15 protein-coding genes are annotated in these 17,870 nt (G+C 47.5%); 9 read left to right on the top strand and 6 right to left on the bottom strand.

The annotated features are described in order from the left end of the window. Positions 1–215 precede the first annotated feature (215 nt). Positions 216–1,274, top strand: a complete 1,059-nt coding sequence (locus RT717_RS05525) for a Fic family protein (protein ID WP_317490738.1) — start codon at positions 216–218, stop codon at positions 1,272–1,274. On the opposite strand, the gene RT717_RS05520 is transcribed toward RT717_RS05525, so the two are convergent. Further along, positions 1,265–1,459, bottom strand: coding sequence for a hypothetical protein (locus RT717_RS05520; protein ID WP_317490737.1), 195 nt, complete (start codon positions 1,457–1,459; stop codon positions 1,265–1,267). The two genes, RT717_RS05525 and RT717_RS05520, sit on opposite strands and share 10 nt — an antisense overlap. A gap of 336 nt (positions 1,460–1,795) precedes the next feature. Between RT717_RS05520 and RT717_RS05515 the strand changes: the two genes are divergently transcribed. Next, positions 1,796–2,011, top strand: coding sequence for a hypothetical protein (locus RT717_RS05515; protein WP_317490736.1), 216 nt, complete (start codon positions 1,796–1,798; stop codon positions 2,009–2,011). Next, positions 1,993–2,382 (top strand): type II toxin-antitoxin system VapC family toxin, encoded by a 390-nt coding sequence (locus RT717_RS05510; protein WP_317490735.1) that lies wholly within the window; start codon positions 1,993–1,995, stop codon positions 2,380–2,382. The genes RT717_RS05515 and RT717_RS05510 overlap by 19 nt, the downstream gene beginning before the upstream one ends. 195 nt (positions 2,383–2,577) lie before the next feature. On the opposite strand, the gene RT717_RS05505 is transcribed toward RT717_RS05510, so the two are convergent. After that, positions 2,578–2,787, bottom strand: coding sequence for a response regulator transcription factor (locus tag RT717_RS05505; RefSeq protein WP_317490734.1), 210 nt, complete (start codon positions 2,785–2,787; stop codon positions 2,578–2,580). A 138-nt stretch (positions 2,788–2,925) separates the two neighbouring features. Here RT717_RS05505 and RT717_RS05500 point away from each other — a divergent pair, with 138 nt between their 5' ends. Genes RT717_RS05500 through RT717_RS05490 form a run of 3 tightly spaced genes read left to right on the top strand, consistent with a single transcriptional unit; the run spans position 2,926 to position 4,972 of the window. Continuing rightward, positions 2,926–3,498: an RNA polymerase sigma factor gene (locus tag RT717_RS05500; protein WP_317490733.1), complete on the top strand. Its 573-nt coding sequence runs from the start codon at positions 2,926–2,928 to the stop codon at positions 3,496–3,498. 9 nt (positions 3,499–3,507) lie between these two features. Next, on the top strand, positions 3,508–4,245 hold the full coding sequence (locus RT717_RS05495; RefSeq protein WP_317490732.1) for a hypothetical protein: 738 nt from the start codon (positions 3,508–3,510) through the stop codon (positions 4,243–4,245). A gap of 25 nt (positions 4,246–4,270) precedes the next feature. Next, complete coding sequence (locus RT717_RS05490) at positions 4,271–4,972, top strand: hypothetical protein (RefSeq protein ID WP_317490731.1); 702 nt, start codon at positions 4,271–4,273, stop codon at positions 4,970–4,972. Between the two features lie 8 nt (positions 4,973–4,980). Here the strand turns inward: RT717_RS05490 and RT717_RS05485 are convergent, their stop codons facing one another. The 3 genes from RT717_RS05485 to RT717_RS05475 all read right to left on the bottom strand — a co-directional run bounded on the left by RT717_RS05485 (position 4,981) and on the right by RT717_RS05475 (position 10,002). After that, complete coding sequence (locus RT717_RS05485; protein WP_317490730.1) at positions 4,981–7,869, bottom strand: CHAT domain-containing protein; 2,889 nt, start codon at positions 7,867–7,869, stop codon at positions 4,981–4,983. 197 nt (positions 7,870–8,066) lie between these two features. Next, positions 8,067–9,287: a hypothetical protein gene (locus RT717_RS05480; RefSeq protein WP_317490729.1), complete on the bottom strand. Its 1,221-nt coding sequence runs from the start codon at positions 9,285–9,287 to the stop codon at positions 8,067–8,069. 154 nt (positions 9,288–9,441) lie between these two features. Further along, positions 9,442–10,002, bottom strand: coding sequence for a fasciclin domain-containing protein (locus RT717_RS05475; protein WP_317490728.1), 561 nt, complete (start codon positions 10,000–10,002; stop codon positions 9,442–9,444). 313 nt (positions 10,003–10,315) lie between these two features. Here RT717_RS05475 and RT717_RS05470 point away from each other — a divergent pair, with 313 nt between their 5' ends. The 3 genes from RT717_RS05470 (at position 10,316) to RT717_RS05460 (ending at position 13,747) form a co-directional block, all read left to right on the top strand. Next, entirely contained in the window at positions 10,316–12,052 is a 1,737-nt protein-coding gene (locus tag RT717_RS05470; RefSeq protein WP_317490727.1) for a GMC family oxidoreductase, read from the top strand. 5 nt (positions 12,053–12,057) lie between these two features. Then, the gene (locus RT717_RS05465; RefSeq protein ID WP_317490726.1) at positions 12,058–12,690 is read left to right on the top strand and encodes a gluconate 2-dehydrogenase subunit 3 family protein; all 633 of its coding nucleotides are present in this window, start codon (positions 12,058–12,060) and stop codon (positions 12,688–12,690) included. A 214-nt stretch (positions 12,691–12,904) separates the two neighbouring features. Beyond that, positions 12,905–13,747, top strand: coding sequence for a 3-keto-disaccharide hydrolase (locus RT717_RS05460; RefSeq protein WP_317490725.1), 843 nt, complete (start codon positions 12,905–12,907; stop codon positions 13,745–13,747). Between the two features lie 90 nt (positions 13,748–13,837). Here RT717_RS05460 and RT717_RS05455 read toward each other — a convergent pair whose 3' ends face one another. Next, positions 13,838–17,155: an amidohydrolase family protein gene (locus tag RT717_RS05455; protein WP_317490724.1), complete on the bottom strand. Its 3,318-nt coding sequence runs from the start codon at positions 17,153–17,155 to the stop codon at positions 13,838–13,840. Positions 17,156–17,870: the final 715 nt, after the last annotated feature.

Below are 17,870 nucleotides of genomic sequence, written 5' to 3'. Positions count from 1 at the left end.
CCAGGTCTACTTCTACCAAAATTTTGTCCAAACCCCCAATGACCTGAAGCGTAAGCTGATAGCGGTAAACTCAGATGCATTGTTGCCTCTGAATAAGGAAATTTATGGATATATTTGGATGCGTTTTGGATATATTCAAAACGCACAACAGAGAAGGAATTACTTATGGATACATTTGGATGCTTTTTGGATATATCCATAAAAATTAGTTGGCAATGAACCAAAAACTTGACTTCGGCGGAGATGTTTTCCAACAACTGATGAAGCTGTTAAGTATTATTGATAGCTTCAAAGGAAACTGGCAATCAATAGAACTAAAGCACAGCAAACACCTCAAAGAACTCAAGAAAATAGCAACCATCGAAAGCATAGGTTCGTCTACCCGAATCGAAGGAGCGACATTGACAGATGCAGAAGTTGAAAAGCTCCTTAAGTCTGTAAAAATTACCAAGTTAACCACCAGAGAACAACAAGAAGTGGTTGGCTATTATGAAACGCTCCAGGTCATCCTGGTTAATTACAAGGACATTGCGTTGTCGGAAAGATATATCCATCAATTGCATGGGATGCTACTAAAGCACAGTGCCAAAGACCAGAGCCATAAAGGTCAGTATAAACCCCTTTCTAACCAGGTAGTGGCTAACAACCCTGACGGAACACAACGAACCATTTTCAGAATAACTGACCCATCTTCCACTTCCAGGGAAATGGAAGAGTTGTTGAACTGGACTGACGAACGCCTGACAAAAGCAGATATGCATCCGCTGATGATTACAGCCGCTTTTGTATACGAATTTCTATCCATCCATCCCTATCAGGACGGAAACGGAAGGCTGTCACGGTTATTGACCACTTTGCTACTCATGCAACAAGGGTATGGGTTCGTTCAGTACGTATCTTTTGAGCACATCATTGAAGAGCGGAAAGAAGACTACTACAGAGCTTTGATGGAAGGCCAGAAAAACCGGTACAAGAAAACCGAAAGGATAGACAGATGGATCTTATTTTTCCTGGATTGTCTGTCTACACTTATCAAGCGCTTAGAAGCAAAATACGAGGTTTACAGCAAGCTGACAAAAGAGCTGAACGAAAGACAGCAAGCAGTGCTTGAGTTCGCCAAAAAGCGGAAGGCTGTTCGTATGAGCGAAATAGAGGAAGCATTTAAAACTCATTCACGAAACACTTTGAAGAAAGACATGGCTTACCTGGTCAATGAAGGGTTATTGTTAAAGATTGGAGAGAGAAAGGGCACTCGCTACCACTATCAGGAATAGCTCCCAATCTCCGACAAGCCGTCAGAAAGGTGCTTTTCTTCGTGTATCACCTCAGCCAGGTACCTGATGAGCGATCTCGGCACTGCTTCTGTGTCTGTACCGTGACCTGAAAGCCTTGCCAGCAGTTTTGCAAACATCGTTGCCAGCACAAAAAAGCCCGGGGCTATCCACCCCAGGCTTTCCACTGATCTGTGTACCTAACCAATGGATTCTACGTATTAGTTCTCGTTGTTGTGCTATCCAAAGTAAACTATCAGCATATCAGTCCTTCCCTCAAAGGCTGTGGCCAACCATGTGTGGTGCCCTCGTCCCGACAATCTCAGAGCCTTCCGGGTATTAATGCGAGCCAGGCGCTCCGTCTCTTAATTCTTTTTCATGTAGAACCCCAGGTCTACATCCCCTAGAAGTGTATTTTCCTCCTGAGTTTTGCTGAATGGCATCGAGGGGCTGAAAGAGGAGATTTATCAATAACATCCATTGGGATGAACTAAAAGTTAGTGTTAAATATTTATCTTTGGTATATGGAAAAGTTAACACTGACAGTAAAGGACGACAGTAAACTGCTCTATCTGGTAAATTTTTTGCAGCAGCTCGATTTTGTCGAGGTGAAAAGACACAAGCCAATAAAATCAACATCGCCGAAAAAGTATGACTTTTTCGCCTCTGCAGGTCTGTGGAAGGGCAGAGCAATAGACGCTAAGCGGCTTCGGGAAAAAGCATGGAAAAGGAACAATTAGTCCTTTGCGATACCAATATCATCATTGAGTTTTACAAAGAGAACGCTACTATTCTGGAAGCATTGAAGCAAATCGGCCAGGAAAACATCGTTTTGAGCATCGTTTCGTCAGGAGAGTTGATGTATGGCGCTTTGAACAAAAAGGAACTGAACAAGATCAATCAGGATTTATTTCATCTCAAAGTCTTGGATATCGACAAGCCGACTTGTGAAATGTTTATGAAGTTGATGAACAAATACTCACTGAGTCATAACTTAACACTAGGTGATGGACTGATAGCCGCAACGGCCATCGCTCACGGCCTGCCACTTTACACATTGAACCTAAAGGATTTTAAGTATATCGAAGGCGTTAGGCTTTGGATTACCTGATGCAATTTGAGCGGCTAAAAAAAGTTGTCTAAGATGCATATTCCGGCCAATCGGCCATAGCAGGCAGGATACTTCGGCTAATCATAACCACAAAAAAGCCCGAGGCTATCTGCCTCAGGCTTTCCACTGATCTGTGTACCTAACTAAAAGATTCTACGTATTAGTTCTCGTTGTTGCTTTATTCAAAGTAAACTGTCAGCATATCAGTCCTTCCCTCAGGGCCATGCTCACCAGGTGTGGTGTATTATTCACATTTAGCTTCATGAACAGGTTGCTTTTGTGCTTGGCTACGGTTAATTCACTAATGAAAAGGATGTCCGAAATCTGCTTGGCGCTATAGCCAAACGACAACTGCTCAATGATCTCCTTTTCTCTTCTCGTTAATGGATTGGCTTGTTCGGTCATGATAGTTTCATTTTTAATACACTACCTTATGACGATTCCAAGAAAAGGTCACCGCACATTCTTGATTTTTTTGCTGCTACTTATATTTAGGTATTTTAGGTGACCTTTAGTCTTTTCAATCATTATACTACAACCGGAATGGATGAAACCTTGATCACTTCGCTTAAAAACGGAGACATGCAGGCCCTCGGCGAATTATACAGCAAATACCGTCAGGAATTTATCGCCATGATCCGGGCTAAATACAAAATGAGCAACGACGACGCCATGGACATTTATCAGGTAGCTACTTTGCGGCTGTACAACAATGTGGTAAAGGGAAAAATGACCATGATGTACGACAGCATAAAGCCCTACCTGTTCAGCATAGGGCTCAATGTGTACAAGGAAATGGTAAGAGAAGACATGAAAATACCTTTGAGCAGCAATCCCCTGGAATGGGTGGATGACAGAGGTGAAGGTCAGGAGGCAACCGACGAAGCACTGCTGAAAGAAAGTTTGCTGGAGGCGACTAAAAAGGCCATTGAAAAGCTGGGCGATCCGTGCCAAAGTATGCTGACACGGTTTTACTACTTCCGGGCAAGCATCAGGCAGCTGATGGAGGAGTTTGGCTACAAAAACGAAGCAACGGCCAAGAACAAAAAATACAAGTGCCTGCAGCAGCTAAGGGAGCTGCTGCAAAAAGAAAAGATTCAAATGGCTTTAGCTTAATAGAGGTAAATGGAAGAGCATGACATAGCACTAATCGACAGGTACCTCAGCGGAGAGCTTTCTGAAAGCGAGGCAGAAGCCCTTAGGCAAAGACTAGCGGCAGAGAAAGATTTTGCACAACTGTTTGAAGATGTGAGATACTTACAAAAAGGACTGGAACGAGCTGAGCTGGAGAAAGCCTGGAAGGCGATTCAGGCGGCAGAAGCCAACATTGTCGAAACGGCACCAACCGGGGCCGCTACTTTCAGCTGGAAGGTTTGGTTGCCAGCGGCAGCATCGGTGGCGCTGCTGGTAGTAGTTGCGTGGTTCTTTTTGCTGAGAAGCACAGAGCCACAGGCGTTGTATGCCGAATACTTTGAGGTGTACCCCAATGTGGAAGCACCCATTTACCGGGACAGCAGTACCAAAGACAGTCTAACGAGTAAAGACCTGGCTTTCAGAAGATATGCCGATGAGGACTACGGTATGGCCATTGAAATCTTTGAAAGTATCAAACACCCGGACGAAGGCACACTGTTTTACCTGGGCATGAGCTATTTGGCCAAAGATGAGGCGGTAAAAGCAGCAGCCATTTGGGAACCATTGAGCAAAGAAGCCGAAGACTACAAAACGCAGGTGCAATGGTACCTGGCCCTGGCCTGGCTCAAGCTGGAAGAAGAGGAGAAAGCGAAAGAGTTATTTGAGGAGTTGGCAGAGTCGGGCACGGCTTATGAGGAGAGAAGTAGGGCTATTTTGAAGGCGTTGTAAATGCTAATCACTAAACCTATACGTCATGACAAAAAATCAAAAAAAAATTCTCATTGGAGCGCCGCTGCTCGCTATTCTCAGTTTCGTCATCTTTCAAGTGCTTGCTCCAGAACTACACAAGGATGGCAATGTGCACGACCCATGTACTGGCTGCCAGCTCAATGCAGCTAGCGGCTACAACCCTTTTGTGTTTTTTTATTCAACTGAGACCAAAGCTGTCCATATCGCTACAAACAACAGAAAGCTACAGAACTTGAAATTTGATTCTGAAACTTATTGGGCCGAGGTATGTCCTGTAAAAATTAAGGGGCTTGGAAATACTATCGAACTATTCTTTGCTTTTGATCTATGCGACGCATGCTCGATTTGTCGGCAAAATGGGGAAGAATGTGAAGAATGTGATGGAGACGATTGCCACAACAACATGGAGAAGCACGCACACCCTTTCGACATCGAATTAACGATAAATCCCTCGGATGGAACAGAAGGGAAAGGAAGACTCGTTAGCCCATGGAGAAGTAACCGTGACTTGTATGCGAACAACAATGAATATGGCATAGTGGAATTCGAAATAGGGATAGATACCATCAGTCATATCTATGTCATCAACAATAAAAAGAGCGAAGTTCGATTCAAAAATGACGAAATAATAGAATATAAGGTTGTAAACAAAGAGGTGGAGATCCTTGGCACCAAAGTAAAATTTCCGATAGCCTTTGTTAAGTAACTTTTATATCAACGTCTATGGAGATAGTAATGTCGAGTAAGCAGAAACAATGCAATACCGAGGATTGCAAGTAACCAAGTAGCCAAAGAAGGTTTTTCGCCAACAGCGACACTACCGTAGCTAGTAAAAGCTGCCCATCTGATCGGGTGGGCAGTTTTATTGTCGCCAGAGTTGACTATGCTCAATTTGGCAAGCTTAAGTGCTTCGTTTGAATCGATACCCTTCTTCAGTTGCCCATAAAAATACTCCATTATAACACTGCTAGCCCCATCGTCCGCTCGCCATGCACTTTGGACAACAGCGTGTGCCCCAGAAAACTTAAACGCCCTTCCAACGCTGAAGACTCCCTCTCCGCCCATAACTTTTCCCAGCCCAGACTCACATGCACTAAGCACGACCAGCCTTGCATTGGTAACTATCGAATATAAATCAGAAGCGTAAAGTCGATCTTCTTTCGAGAATTCAAGATACGAACCATTGACTGTATTGTTATCGGACACCCCATGAACTGCCACGTGAATGATATCGAATTTCGAGGCATTATCTATCAAATTGCCTTTGGTGGCCTCATAAAAATAATGGCCTTCCCATAGCTTTTCAATAGAATTGAGTTCTCTTTTTGATCCCGGCAATCTCCTCTGAGAGTCAGTTTTGTTGTAGTAGGCCCCAAGTCCGAGAATTCGATATTTGGTTGCCTCTAAAGCCGGGGCTTCCTTTGCCAAAAGTGATGATGAAAAACTGTGCTCAACTGAATAACGTCGGATCAAATAATCGAGTTGACTAAAATCAGCTAGTCCATTCTTTCTTCGTATCAAAGCTTCAAAAGGTAAAAATGAAAGAAACCCGTCGGGAACAATGACTACTGCCCTGAAATTTTTCCTGTCAATTTTCACTGCCTCCCTAACAAGAGCGTTGTATAAATAGAAGCCTGCCTCTTCATATTCCAAAGGCTCGTCTCTGCCTTCAGAAAGAATCTCCAAAAAAAGGCTCAAATTGGCTCGGAAGCCCTCACTTTGATCGATTCGATGACAGCTAAACCTTACCCCGTCCCAAACCAGAGAATAGATATAGTCTTCACCAACGAAATACTCAATAAATAAACTATTCTTTTTTTTAAGTATCTCTGCCAACCTCGGTAAGCTCAAAATGTGTTCTCTCAGTGCCAACTGATGGTAGCCAGGAAACCTATTCAACAGCTCTCCACGGACGCTATCTAACTCAGATATCAAATTTAGCCTTTTCGTTGAAAATGTATCGATTCGAGTCGCTGATGTCGCAGTTATTCCTGCTAGATTGCTCATTATAGATCTTTCCCTTTTTACCAAATCTTTAAAGTAAGGATCACTTGCCAGCCACTTTGACTTTTCTATTTCTTCAACTAACATCAGAGATTTACTTTTCTGAAGAATACGATAGAATTTTTCCATGTATATAACAGAATCTGGATAGTCCTTCGATAGCCCAAAATACACTTCAAGCCCAAATTCCAAGACCCTCTTCATGTCGTCCATTAAGTAAATTTTGGACAGATCATCTTTTAACCTCCTTCTGCTATCAAAAAGCAATGTGTCGAGGCTTTGAAAGAGTTCCCTGGCGATCATAACGTACTCCATGGTATTGTTTTGATAGCCTGCTTTAACCAAATACTCAAGCTTTCGGCCCATCAATTGGAAAACATCATTACTAGTCTCCTTTCCAGACACAGAAGGGCTATTGTAAATATTTATGCTATTGAAGTCTCGAACACCGACTACTAGGCTTTTCTGTATGTAGTGCAGTGCAGAATCATATAGCTGTTGTTCGAAAAAAAAATCAGCCATTCCTGCGTACCCCCATGCCAGTTCGATATGGTTAGATCCAAATACTGACTCTTTTATTTGTAAACTTTTACTCAGATATATTTTAGCCGAATCAGTTCGTCCAAAATGCAAATGTGCTTTCGCCAGACTGGAAGAAATCATCGCATACTCAAGCGAAGAAGTACCTGTGAGTCTTTTAGCTAGTGAGAGAGACCTGTATAGGGAGGCATACGACTCGACGGTATCAGAAACCATTGAGTACATATAACCTAAATTATTATAGTAGTTTATCAAGGAGTAAGCCTGTTGCCCCTCGAAAACCTGTATCTTTCGTATCGCTTCAGTATAGTATGGAATGGCCTTGTCAAACTGCTTGTCATTGAAAAGGCTATTTCCTATGACCACATACCCGTCGGTTTCCAAATTACCCCAACCCAATCTACTTGCAGTGACAATAGACTTCGCAATATGAGTTCTTGCCAATTCGGCTTCAGCTCTCGAATTATAGATAGAACCCATAGAATAATGGACACTTGCGTGATAAACTGTTTCTCTGGGAAACTCTTCTAACAATCTGATCAACGCTTGAGCCTCGAGCAGTGCAGATTCCACATCACTAAGCCTCCAATGATAAGTGAGCACTTTAAAATGTAATGAAAAAATGAGAGGGGAATTCATTGAAATATCAAGGCGAGCCAAAATGGTAGACGCAGAATCCAACAGCGCTAATGTTGCTTCATGCTCTCTTTTTCGAAAATGAAATATGCCTTTTGACAACAGCCAGTTACCTATGATGTAATTATCCCCTGTTCGATCAACCCGCTCCTTCAACGCACCGAGCTTTTTCAACCCATTGCCCAAATTCCCGCTATGAAAATCAATGCGAGCGTCATATACATCGAGCAGGAGCAGAGCTTCTTTTGATAACTGTTGTTTCCTCAAGTCTTTGATAAACAGGTAGGCCTTGATTTCGTTGAACGTAAAAATCAATGAATCCACCTTCTCCAGATCCTTCCTGATCAGTTCGAAATCAGGCGGCTGGGCGGATACCGCAAAAATTAAGCTAAGTAAGGCACACGTGAGGCAGGCGAGTCGCATCTAGTGAGTAGTCAATTAATCTGGTTGAGATCAATATATAATTTGCCAAAATACTATGACCATTCAAAGGGTTTTGGGCGGATGTGCGTTATTTAGCTGCTAGAATAGGACACAGCCAATTCTCTATTGCATTAAAAAAGCCAGAAGCGTCTCCGCTCCTGGCTTTTCATATTTTCAACTAACCTTTTGGTACTTAATTATTCGGTGCTGTTTGATCCGATATTTCCCTGACCAACAATTGTCCCTAGCTGAGTAGCCGACAAATGTACGTTGATGTAACCATCAAATGTAAGCACATCGGCGTAGCCAAATGCGGTGTCGTTATCGAGCATGGTAACATTGGTTTTGCTCATTCCAGTATCGCCGTTCACAGTATTGAAAGTGAAGGCAATGCCCCCGCCAACTGCAGCTGAGTTATTATGAATATGAGCAGGATGCATTCCTCCGGCAGGTGTATTTACAAGCATCAACACAGCCAAGGCTTCGCCGTTGGCTCGTTCTGAGAACGTAGCGGTTCCATTGATCCCAGGAACGGCAACTGAATTAAGTGTATACACTTTTGACTCTCCTGTCAATTCGTTCTGGCCTATGTCACCTTGCGCAACCAGTGTTCCGAGGTCTTCAGCAGACACATGCACGTTGATGTAACCATCAAAATCCAGCACATCCTCGTATGTAAAAGCCGTGCCATCGTTGAGCATGGCCACATTGGTTTTGCTCATGCCCGTATCTCCATTTACAGGGTTAAATGTGAAAGAAATGCCTCCTCCTTCAGCCGCTGTGTTCATATGAATGTGAGCTGGGTGCGAGCCACCCGCAGGCGTATTTTCAAGGGCCAGCACAGCCAGCGCCTCACCATTTACCCGCTCAGAGAAAGTAGCTGTCCCGCTGATATCAGCGACGGCCACACTCCCTAGGTCGTAGGTTTTAGACATTCCAGTCAATTCGTTTTGGCCGATATCACCCTGAGCGACAATAGTTCCAAGTTCAGTAGCCGACAAGTGCACGTTGATGTAACCATCGTACGTCATCAGGTCGTCATACGTTACTGGCGTGCCATCGTCAAAGGTGCTGAAGGTAACGGTGCTTTCACCAGTTCCACCATCCACTGTTCCTAAGGTGATGGCAATGTCGCCCCCTTCAGCAGCCGTGTTCATGTGAATGTGCGCTGGATGCTGACCACCTGCCGGCGTGTTGTTGAGACTAATAGTCACGGTGGTAGAGTTGTCGTCATTTTCTATAAACGCAACCGATCCGGAAATGGAAGGATTGGCGACAGCCGCAAGTGCATACGTTTTGGATTGCCCGGTCGGCATGGGCATATCGGGGTTCATGTCATCGTCACCTCCACAGCTGGATAGAAGGACAAATCCTAGTACACTGAGTGTTGCTAAAGATAATGTTCTTAATTTTTTCATAATTATTATTGGTTTAATATAAAGCCAACTTTATGAGTAGGGCGATTGTTTTATTTTTTTGAATCTTTCAATCCACCCTCCTCAAAAAAGCCTACATGAAGTGTTAAACTGTTATTTACTTGTTAGAAAGTGTTATGAGTGAGCAATTCCCCGATTATAATGGAAGCAGCACAGATTCAATGACGTTGATCACACCATTTGACTGATACACATCGTAAGTGCTGATGGTAGCCAGGTTGCCGGTCTCGTCCTTCATCACAATATTCATTGGGCCGTTCATCATAAAACTCAGCATGTCACCAGACACTGTCTTCAATTTGGCTTCACCTTTGCCAGCCTTAATGGCTTTCTTCAAAGCTTCTGAGTCGTACTTTCCAGCGATTACGTGGTAAGTAAGCACTTTGGTGAGCTGGTCTTTGTTTTCAGGCTTGAGTAAAGTCGCCACAGTGCCCGCAGGGAGTTTATCGAAAGCAGCATTGGTGGGAGCGAAAACGGTGAATGGGCCAGTACCTTTGAGCGTTTGCACAAGACCGGCAGCTTTCACCGCTGCGACCAGCGTGGTGTGGTCAGCCGAATTCACGGCATTGTCAACGATGTCTTTCATGGGGTACATCGCTTCCCCTCCTACCTGCACCGTATTTTGCGCAAAAACAGTTGATCCAAAAGCCATCAAAGCAACTGCAGTAATCATGGTTCTTTTAAAGTAATTTTTCATTGTGGTTCGTTTTTTTGTACATAACCACCTACGGAAATAGTATTATGATTGGATTTAGTTGAATTAAATAAATATCAAAACCTCGACAAAAGTATTTCAGCCACGATTCTCTCCCAACTTTAAACCGACACAACAAAGCCTCCGGGAAGATGAGTTACTTTCGCACCAGCCTCTGGCGCAAGAGAGCCACTCATCACTTCCACACTCTCGCACTCATTCCTCTCCTACTTTAATACATAAACCTCTTTCCACTCCCAACCCTTTTTCGTAAAATGAAGGATATTTAGAAAACGCTTAATCTTTTTATCCTACTATGTCCGCATTTCAAATAAAAGAAGTCCCCGAGGAGTACGATGTGGTGATTGTCGGCTCAGGTGCTGGTGGTGGTATGTCTGCCAAAGTGCTTACCGAGGCTGGTGCCAAAGTACTCATGCTGGAGGCAGGCCCTCATTTCGACTCTTCCAAGGGCGATATGTTCAAATGGAATTACTCTTCTCCACGCCGTGGTGCTGGCACCAAAGAAAGAGCTTTTGGGGAGTTCGACGCTGCCTTCGGTGGCTGGGAACTTGAAGGTGAACCCTATACCCGCACCAAAGGCACGGAGTTTGACTGGTTCCGCTCCCGCATGCTGGGTGGCCGCACCAACCACTGGGGCCGTATTTCTCTCCGCTTCGGCCCCAATGACTTCAAGCGAAAAAGCATAGATGGCCTCGGCGACGACTGGCCAATCTCCTACGATGATATCAAGCCGTACTACGACAAGGTAGACGATCTGGTGGGTGTTTTCGGTTCCAAAGAAGGTATTTATAACGAACCCGATGGCAACTTTCTCCCGGCCCCCAAGCCACGTGGCTACGAGCTGCTGGTAAAAAAAGCCTGCGACGAAATCAAAATACCGGTGATCCCATCACGTTTGTCCATTCTTACACAACCACACAACGGCAGAGCAGCCTGTCACTACTGCTCACAGTGTAACCGGGGTTGCAGCACCCACTCCAACTTCTCCTCACCATCAGTGCTTATCGGACCTGCACTAGCCACCGGCAACCTGACCATTCTGAACGGTGCCATGGCCCGTGAGGTGACTACCGACAAGGAAGGCAAGGCTACTGGTGTAAGCTACGTTAACAAGGCAGACGGGCTCGATTACCATGTAAAGGCAAAAATCGTGATCCTGGCAGCCAGCGCTTGCGAGTCGGGCCGACTGATGATGAACTCCAAATCGACAGTACACGAAAACGGCCTGAGCAATAGCAGCGGCGTGCTGGGTCGCTACATCACCGATTCCACTGGTGCGTCCAGGTCAGCGATTATCCCTGCCCTGCTCGACGGTATTCCTCACAACGAAGATGGTGTGGGTGGCATGCACGTGTACACTCCCTGGTGGCTCGACAACAAAAAACTCGACTTCGCACGGGGCTATCACATAGAGATTTGGGGTGGACGCCATATGCCTGGTTATGGTTATATGTGGGGTGTAGAAAACTCTAACAAACACCTGAAGTCACCCGACGGCACTGCCCGACCAAGCGGTGGTGGCTACGGCGCTCAGCTGAAGCAGGACGCCCGCACACTTTACGGAGCCACTGTCGGCTTCTCGGGTCGTGGCGAATCGATTGCCCGCTACGACAACTACTGTGAAATTGATCCCAATGTGGTAGACAAGTGGGGCATCCCCGTACTTCGCTTCAACTACACCTGGAGCGACCATGAGATCAAGCAGGTGAAGCACATGCAGGACACCTTTGAGGAGATCCTAACCAACATGGGCGGCATTTTCACGGGTGCAAAACCAGGGCCGGAAAGCAATTATGGCATTGCTGCTCCCGGTCGCATTATCCACGAGGTGGGTGCCACCCGCATGGGCAACGACCCTAAGTCGAGCGTGGTAAATGCTTACTGCCAGGCGCATGAAGCCAAAAACGTTTTTGTTTGCGATGGTGGACCTTTTGTGTCGCAGGCCGATAAAAACCCTACCTGGACCATTCTGGCGTTGAGCTGGAGAACTTGTGATTACATCATTGATCAGATGAAACAACAAAACCTTTAATCAACATGGAACCAATTAGCAGAAGAGATTCCCTTAAATATATTACGCTTGCCTCCCTGTCCGCCGGTGCATTGATTGCCTGCGAGCCAGGCAAAGAAGGCGAAATGACCGGGCACGAGCACCCCACCGATATGCCGGAGGGTTATGCCAACCTCACACCCGAGGTAATGGAGATGCTTAATCAGAAGTTTTTCACTGATGAGGAAAGAGAAATGGTAAGAGTGCTGGCCAACCAGGTGATTCCGGCAGATGACAAGTCGGGCAGTGCAGAAGATGCCAACGTGACGGCCTTCATTGAATTCACCCTTGTCGATAGGGAGAATATGCAAACCCCGATAAGAGGTGGCCTGCGCTGGATGAATTTGGAGAGCACGAAACGCTTTGGAAAAAGCTTCACGGCCATTTCAGAGGGAGAGCAAAAGCAGATATTGGATGACATTGCCTATCCACAAACTGCAAGCCCAGCTTACAGCCAGGGCGTAGCGTTTTTCAGTACCTTCCGCAGTCTGGTGCTCACAGGATTTTACTCCAGCAAGCTGGGCGTGGAAGACCTGCAGTACATGGGTAACCGGCCTACTGTATGGAACGGCGCCCCACAGGAATGGCTCGACAGACTGGGCGTGAGTTACGACTCTTAAACTCGTCGGTGAAAATGACCCAAACACGGGATATTAAAACATATTCCCCAAATTTAAATTGATAAGGAAGTTTTAGGGTGTGTCTTCGCACCCTATTTCTTACCTCATGTGATCCGTAAAAACAACGGTCTTCGGTGTGTTTCGCACCCTATTTCATTTCCAACCCTGCGTTTGTTGGTATGTCTTCACACCTTACCATTTTATCCAACCAACTATGAACAATCTAAAACACACAGCACCAATCATCATTTGTCTCGCAGTCCTCTGCAACTGCTCTTCCCCTCAAAAGCAAGCCGAGCAAACCACAAAAGAAGTTCAGCAACCCGAATGGCAGCAGCTCTTCAACGGCAAAGACCTCACTGGCTGGATTCCCAAGATCAGCGGTCACCCTGTCGACGACAACTTTGGCAACACCTTCCGGGTGGAAGATGGCTTACTGACCGTAGCCTATGACCAATATGACTCCTTTCGTTACCAGTACGGCCATCTGTTTTACAAGGATAAGTTCTCGAAGTACATCATTGCCACTGAATACCGCTTCGTGGGTGAGCAGGCCACCGGTGGTGAAGGCTGGGCAGAAAGAAACAGCGGCATCATGGTGAATGGCCAGGATCCAACCACCATGACCGTGGAACAAGACTTCCCCATCTCTATCGAAGTGCAGTTGCTTGGAGGGCTGGGTGTGGGCGAACGGCCAACGGCCAACCTGTGTACTCCCGGCACCCACGTGTTTCTGGGCGACACACTCTTCACCGACCATTGCATCAACTCCACCTCCCCTACTTTCAATGGAGAACAATGGGTAAGGGTGGAAGCGCTGGTGTTGGGCGACTCGCTGATCCGGCACTATGTGAATGGAATCAATGTGCTCGAATACACCAGACCACAAGTAGGTGGTGGCGTAGTGAGCGGCTTCGACCCGGCCGCCAAGCACGACGGCATGCCACTTACTGAGGGCTGGATTTCCCTGCAAAGCGAAAGCCACCCTATCCAATTCAGGAAAGTCGAGCTCATGAACCTGGAAGCCATGGAAGTGCCGGAGGGGTATCGGAAATAGGAAAGAATCTCACGCAAAAGCACAAAGCTCGCAAAGAATCTGCGTTACTCCCTTTGCGCCTTTGCGAGAAATAAATCCTCTGCGTGAAGCCTACCTCACCCCCGGCACGCCCGCCGGCATAAAGTTGTTCCAGGGCCAGTCCTTTCTCTCCACCTTGTTCGGATACACCTCGCTCAGCGTCGCTCCTTCGTACAGCCTGCCGTTCTTCATCACGTACATAATCGTGTTCGTATTCCTAAGGTTCTCCAGCGGATTAGCATCCAGCACTATCAGGTCAGCCAGCTTACCAGCTTCCAGCGAGCCTAACTCATTCTTCAGTCCAATGTCTTCGGCACCTTGAATCGTAGCCACCCTGAGTGCCTCGTGTGGTGTCAGTCCTCCCGAGCCCACCGACCACAGCTCCCAGTGGTAGCCAAGTCCCTGCAACTGGCCATGACTTCCTATGCCTACCAATCCCCCGGCATCATACAAATCCTTTGCAAACTCAGCATGCTTCCTGAACACATGCTCTTCGTCCATGAACCAGCCAGCGCCTCTTCTGCGGCTCTTCTCGTCCAGCTCCTGATGTGGGGTAAAATGCGACAACTTCTCATCGTCATGCACCTTTTCGGTAGCATAGTAGTAGTTCTCCGCCCACGGCCCTCCGTACGACACGAGCAAGGTAGGTGTGTAGGCTGTTTTTAACTGTGCAAGCAGCGAAGTAATGTCTGAGTACAGCGGATAAACCGGAAACGAATGCTCGTGGCCCGGGAATCCGTCAATTACCTGAGTCAAATCCAACTTGAGGTCAAGGGCACCCTCGGTCGTTGGCATCAACTCGTTTTCACGGGCAGCTTGTATCACCCACTGCCGCTGCTGGCGATTGCCGGTGATGTACATCTTGATCGTTTTCGTATCGAAGTAGTCCTTGTACCGCTTCATGATCTGGCGGGCATGGTCTAGGTCACGGATGTTAGTGTTCCAGTAGCCAACACCCGGCCCAGTGGAGTAAATGCGGGGGCCTATCATCCTCCCGGCCCTCACCATGTCTTCGTAAGTCAGCACATCAGTCGTAGCGGTCTGCGGGTCACGGGTGGTGGTGACGCCGTAGGCCAGGTTAGCAGTATACATCCATGCCTGGTTCTTATGTATTTCCCACTCCGGCCACATGTGGGCATGCACATCCACAAAACCGGGAATGATGGTCTTGCCCTTGACGTCGATCACCTGTGCATCAGCCGGCGCATTGATTTCGGAGGCCTTCCCTACTCTCACAATCCGGTTGTTCTCAATATAAACAGCACCATTTTCAATCACCTCCATGCCGTTCATGGTAATCACCCGGGCTCCGAAAAGGACTACTTTCCCTTTGGGAATGTCTCTGGCCACCTCCACTTTCACCCTCAATTCGTCAGGCTTAAACGTTGGCTTGTCTTTTTTCTCTTCTTCTTTTTCTTCGGTTTTCTCGTCCCCCTCTTCCTTCCCGGCCTTCTTCTCTTCTGCTTTGGCTTTTTCTGCCAACTTCAGGCTATCGGCAAAGGCTTCTCCTTTGGCCAGGTCGTAGTAGAAAAATGCATTGCCAATCGACCACGTAATAGCACTGGCATCAGCCGTCCAGGCAGGAAACTGCCCACCCAGGTCGGTCAGCCTTCTAGCCGGAAACGATGCTTTCTCAGGGGTATTGACAGAAATACTCGGCGTTTCTCCGCCCACCATAGGCACCGTCACCAGGAACACTTCATTATCGAGCAGGGCCATAGCCTTGTCTCCTTTGGGTGCCATTTTGATATAGTCAGCCTCCGTGGGCTTTTTGGTACCAGGAATCGTCTTGCCAGTTACTTTCAAATACGCCCTTTCGTCGGTACCATCCCACCGGATAGAAACAAGGCCTTTTTCGTCGTCGTACAGGAAAATCCTGTCTTTGTCGGCAGTAAAGTGTGGCATGTTCCGGCCCTTGGCTGTAGCTATAACCGTACTTTTGCCACCACCGTCAGGAATCCACACCAGGTCCTGCGAAACGCCAAGCGCATCCGTTGGGCCGTAGCTGTCGGTCATGGCTTGCATCGGCGCCTTGAAACTCACTATCCTGCCAGTGGCACTCCAGGCAATGTCGCGGTACACGGCAGGTTCTTGCGTCAGCTTCACTGGTGGTGTGGTTTTCTTACCAAAAGTGGTTTTATATATATGGCCACCTGCGGAATTGCTCCAGGTCACAAAGGCCAGGGAATTGCCGTCGGGCGACCACGCAGGATGGGCCTCGGTCATGTCCAGCGTGGTTACCCGTGAGGGTGTTCCGTTGGGGTAGTCCATCACATATAGTCTATCCAGGGCAGTGAAAGCCAGCCGCTTGCCATTGGGCGACAGCACCGGGTTCCTGATCTGCTTCACAATGAAGGTGGGGTCGTCGCTGATTTTATAATTGAAACGCACCGAAGGCCCTACTTTCAAGTCTTCTTTTACGGTGAACGGAATCTCCACGGCATCGCCACCAGCGATGGGCAGCTTCATGATTTTGCCGCCATACGACAGCACAAGGAACTGGCTATCGGGTGTGAACGACATGCCTGGTAGCACATCTCTGGTGGCAATCGACTCCTGATCGTCCCGCTGCACAGGGTAGGCCAGCCACTTCTCATCGCCAGTGGCCAGGCTCCTGATCACCAGGCCTGTTTCGGCATCGTGCCGACTGCCATACACCAGGTATTTGCCGTCGGGTGACAGCGTAGGCCTGAACGCTGACCCGTAGCGGCTTGTCTTTGTTTCGTACTTGCCGGTCTCCCGGTCATACACAGCGAGCTGATACTGTGGGAGAACGGCATTGTACTGCCAGTTGCGATTGCGGTGGCTGAACCAAATATAACGGGCATCCGGCCCGAAGGCTGCCTCCACCGTTTTGAACTGCTCCGGCTCTTTGATCAATTCAATACCGCTGCCGCCGTCTTTGTGCAGCAGCTGCAGCTTAGGCACACCTCTTAAGATAGCACCTTTCGACACCACTACATACTGGCCGTCGGGTGTCCATTCGGGCGACTGGAACACGTTGTTGTTACCTTCGGTGAGCTGGCGCTTGGTCGTATCGGCCAGCGTCATCACATACACATTCTCTCCGCCCGACTCGTCGGAAATGAACACAAGCTCCTTGCCATCGGGGCTGAAGCGTGGCTGTGAATCAAAGGCAATATCCTTGGTGAGGCGTGATGCCTGGCCGCCCGCCATGGGCAGGGTATAAATGTCGCCAAGCAGCTCAAACACGATGGTTTCGCCATCAGGGCTCACATCGAGGTGGATCCACGATCCTTCGTTTACTTCTATGGGAATGGTGCGAAGGGAGTCCAGCGGAAGGCCTTTCTTTTTGTCATCTTTCTTTTGCGCAAATGCTGACAGCGCAAAGCACAGCAGCAAGGTCAATGTTGTTGTAATTCGTTGCATAGTGAGTTGATTAGTATTGGCTCACTAGTTAGGGCAAAAAGGCAAAAGATACAATGGGGATTATTTGGAGGCGTCCGACGCAGGTGTGTCATCCTTGCCTCGTTCATGTGAGCCGAATGAAAGGAGGTTACTCTCTGCGCTTCTGCAACGGGATCGAATTAAAGAGGTTACTCTCTGCTCTCCTGCAAGTAGTAACCTCTTTAATCCCAACGTGAGCCATCAAAGAGGTTACCTTCTGCGCCCCTGCAACGGGATCAAATTAAAGAGGTTACTCTCTGCGTTTCTGCAGATAGTACCCTCTTTAATCGTTGCTGAAAGCCAATCACCCAATCAAAAAATACTTCAATGACTTGGGCGTGCCCCCTTTGCCGCCGGAGTGATCGTCTTAGCCCGGCCACTCTCTTCGGCGGCAGGGGTCGGGCCTTCACCAGTCGCCGCCCAGCGCACGAAAACCCCACAGCGGGCTCCAACAATGGCTCTGTCCCTCACGCAAGGAGGCATTTGTCAATCGAACCCAAATCACCATTTGAGAAGTCCCCTGGTTCCAAAGCTCAATCCTTTAGAAGCACCATCACCGCCTGCCGGTCATTGATCCGCTGGTTGGCGGAATCGCCACCCGTTTGCAACGGGGGCGACCGAAATTTGCGCTTGCAGCGCATCACTAATCAGGTCTTGTTTTAAAGTGGTCGAATTCGACAGGGTTAGAAAGCTACAG

Source organism: Imperialibacter roseus (genome assembly GCF_032999765.1).
GTDB classification, from domain to species: domain Bacteria; phylum Bacteroidota; class Bacteroidia; order Cytophagales; family Cyclobacteriaceae; genus Imperialibacter; species Imperialibacter roseus.
This window is presented reverse-complemented; position numbering and strand designations above follow the sequence as displayed.

Coding starts and splice junctions, on each gene's coding strand:
- RT717_RS05525 (WP_317490738.1), top strand. CDS start 216: ATGAACCAAAAACTTGACTTCGGCGGAGATGTTTTCCAACAACTGATG.
- RT717_RS05515 (WP_317490736.1), top strand. CDS start 1,796: ATGGAAAAGTTAACACTGACAGTAAAGGACGACAGTAAACTGCTCTAT.
- RT717_RS05510 (WP_317490735.1), top strand. CDS start 1,993: ATGGAAAAGGAACAATTAGTCCTTTGCGATACCAATATCATCATTGAG.
- RT717_RS05505 (WP_317490734.1), bottom strand. CDS start 2,787: ATGACCGAACAAGCCAATCCATTAACGAGAAGAGAAAAGGAGATCATT.
- RT717_RS05500 (WP_317490733.1), top strand. CDS start 2,926: ATGGATGAAACCTTGATCACTTCGCTTAAAAACGGAGACATGCAGGCC.
- RT717_RS05495 (WP_317490732.1), top strand. CDS start 3,508: ATGGAAGAGCATGACATAGCACTAATCGACAGGTACCTCAGCGGAGAG.
- RT717_RS05490 (WP_317490731.1), top strand. CDS start 4,271: ATGACAAAAAATCAAAAAAAAATTCTCATTGGAGCGCCGCTGCTCGCT.
- RT717_RS05485 (WP_317490730.1), bottom strand. CDS start 7,869: ATGCGACTCGCCTGCCTCACGTGTGCCTTACTTAGCTTAATTTTTGCG.
- RT717_RS05480 (WP_317490729.1), bottom strand. CDS start 9,287: ATGAAAAAATTAAGAACATTATCTTTAGCAACACTCAGTGTACTAGGA.
- RT717_RS05475 (WP_317490728.1), bottom strand. CDS start 10,002: ATGAAAAATTACTTTAAAAGAACCATGATTACTGCAGTTGCTTTGATG.
- RT717_RS05470 (WP_317490727.1), top strand. CDS start 10,316: ATGTCCGCATTTCAAATAAAAGAAGTCCCCGAGGAGTACGATGTGGTG.
- RT717_RS05465 (WP_317490726.1), top strand. CDS start 12,058: ATGGAACCAATTAGCAGAAGAGATTCCCTTAAATATATTACGCTTGCC.
- RT717_RS05460 (WP_317490725.1), top strand. CDS start 12,905: ATGAACAATCTAAAACACACAGCACCAATCATCATTTGTCTCGCAGTC.
- RT717_RS05455 (WP_317490724.1), bottom strand. CDS start 17,155: ATGCAACGAATTACAACAACATTGACCTTGCTGCTGTGCTTTGCGCTG.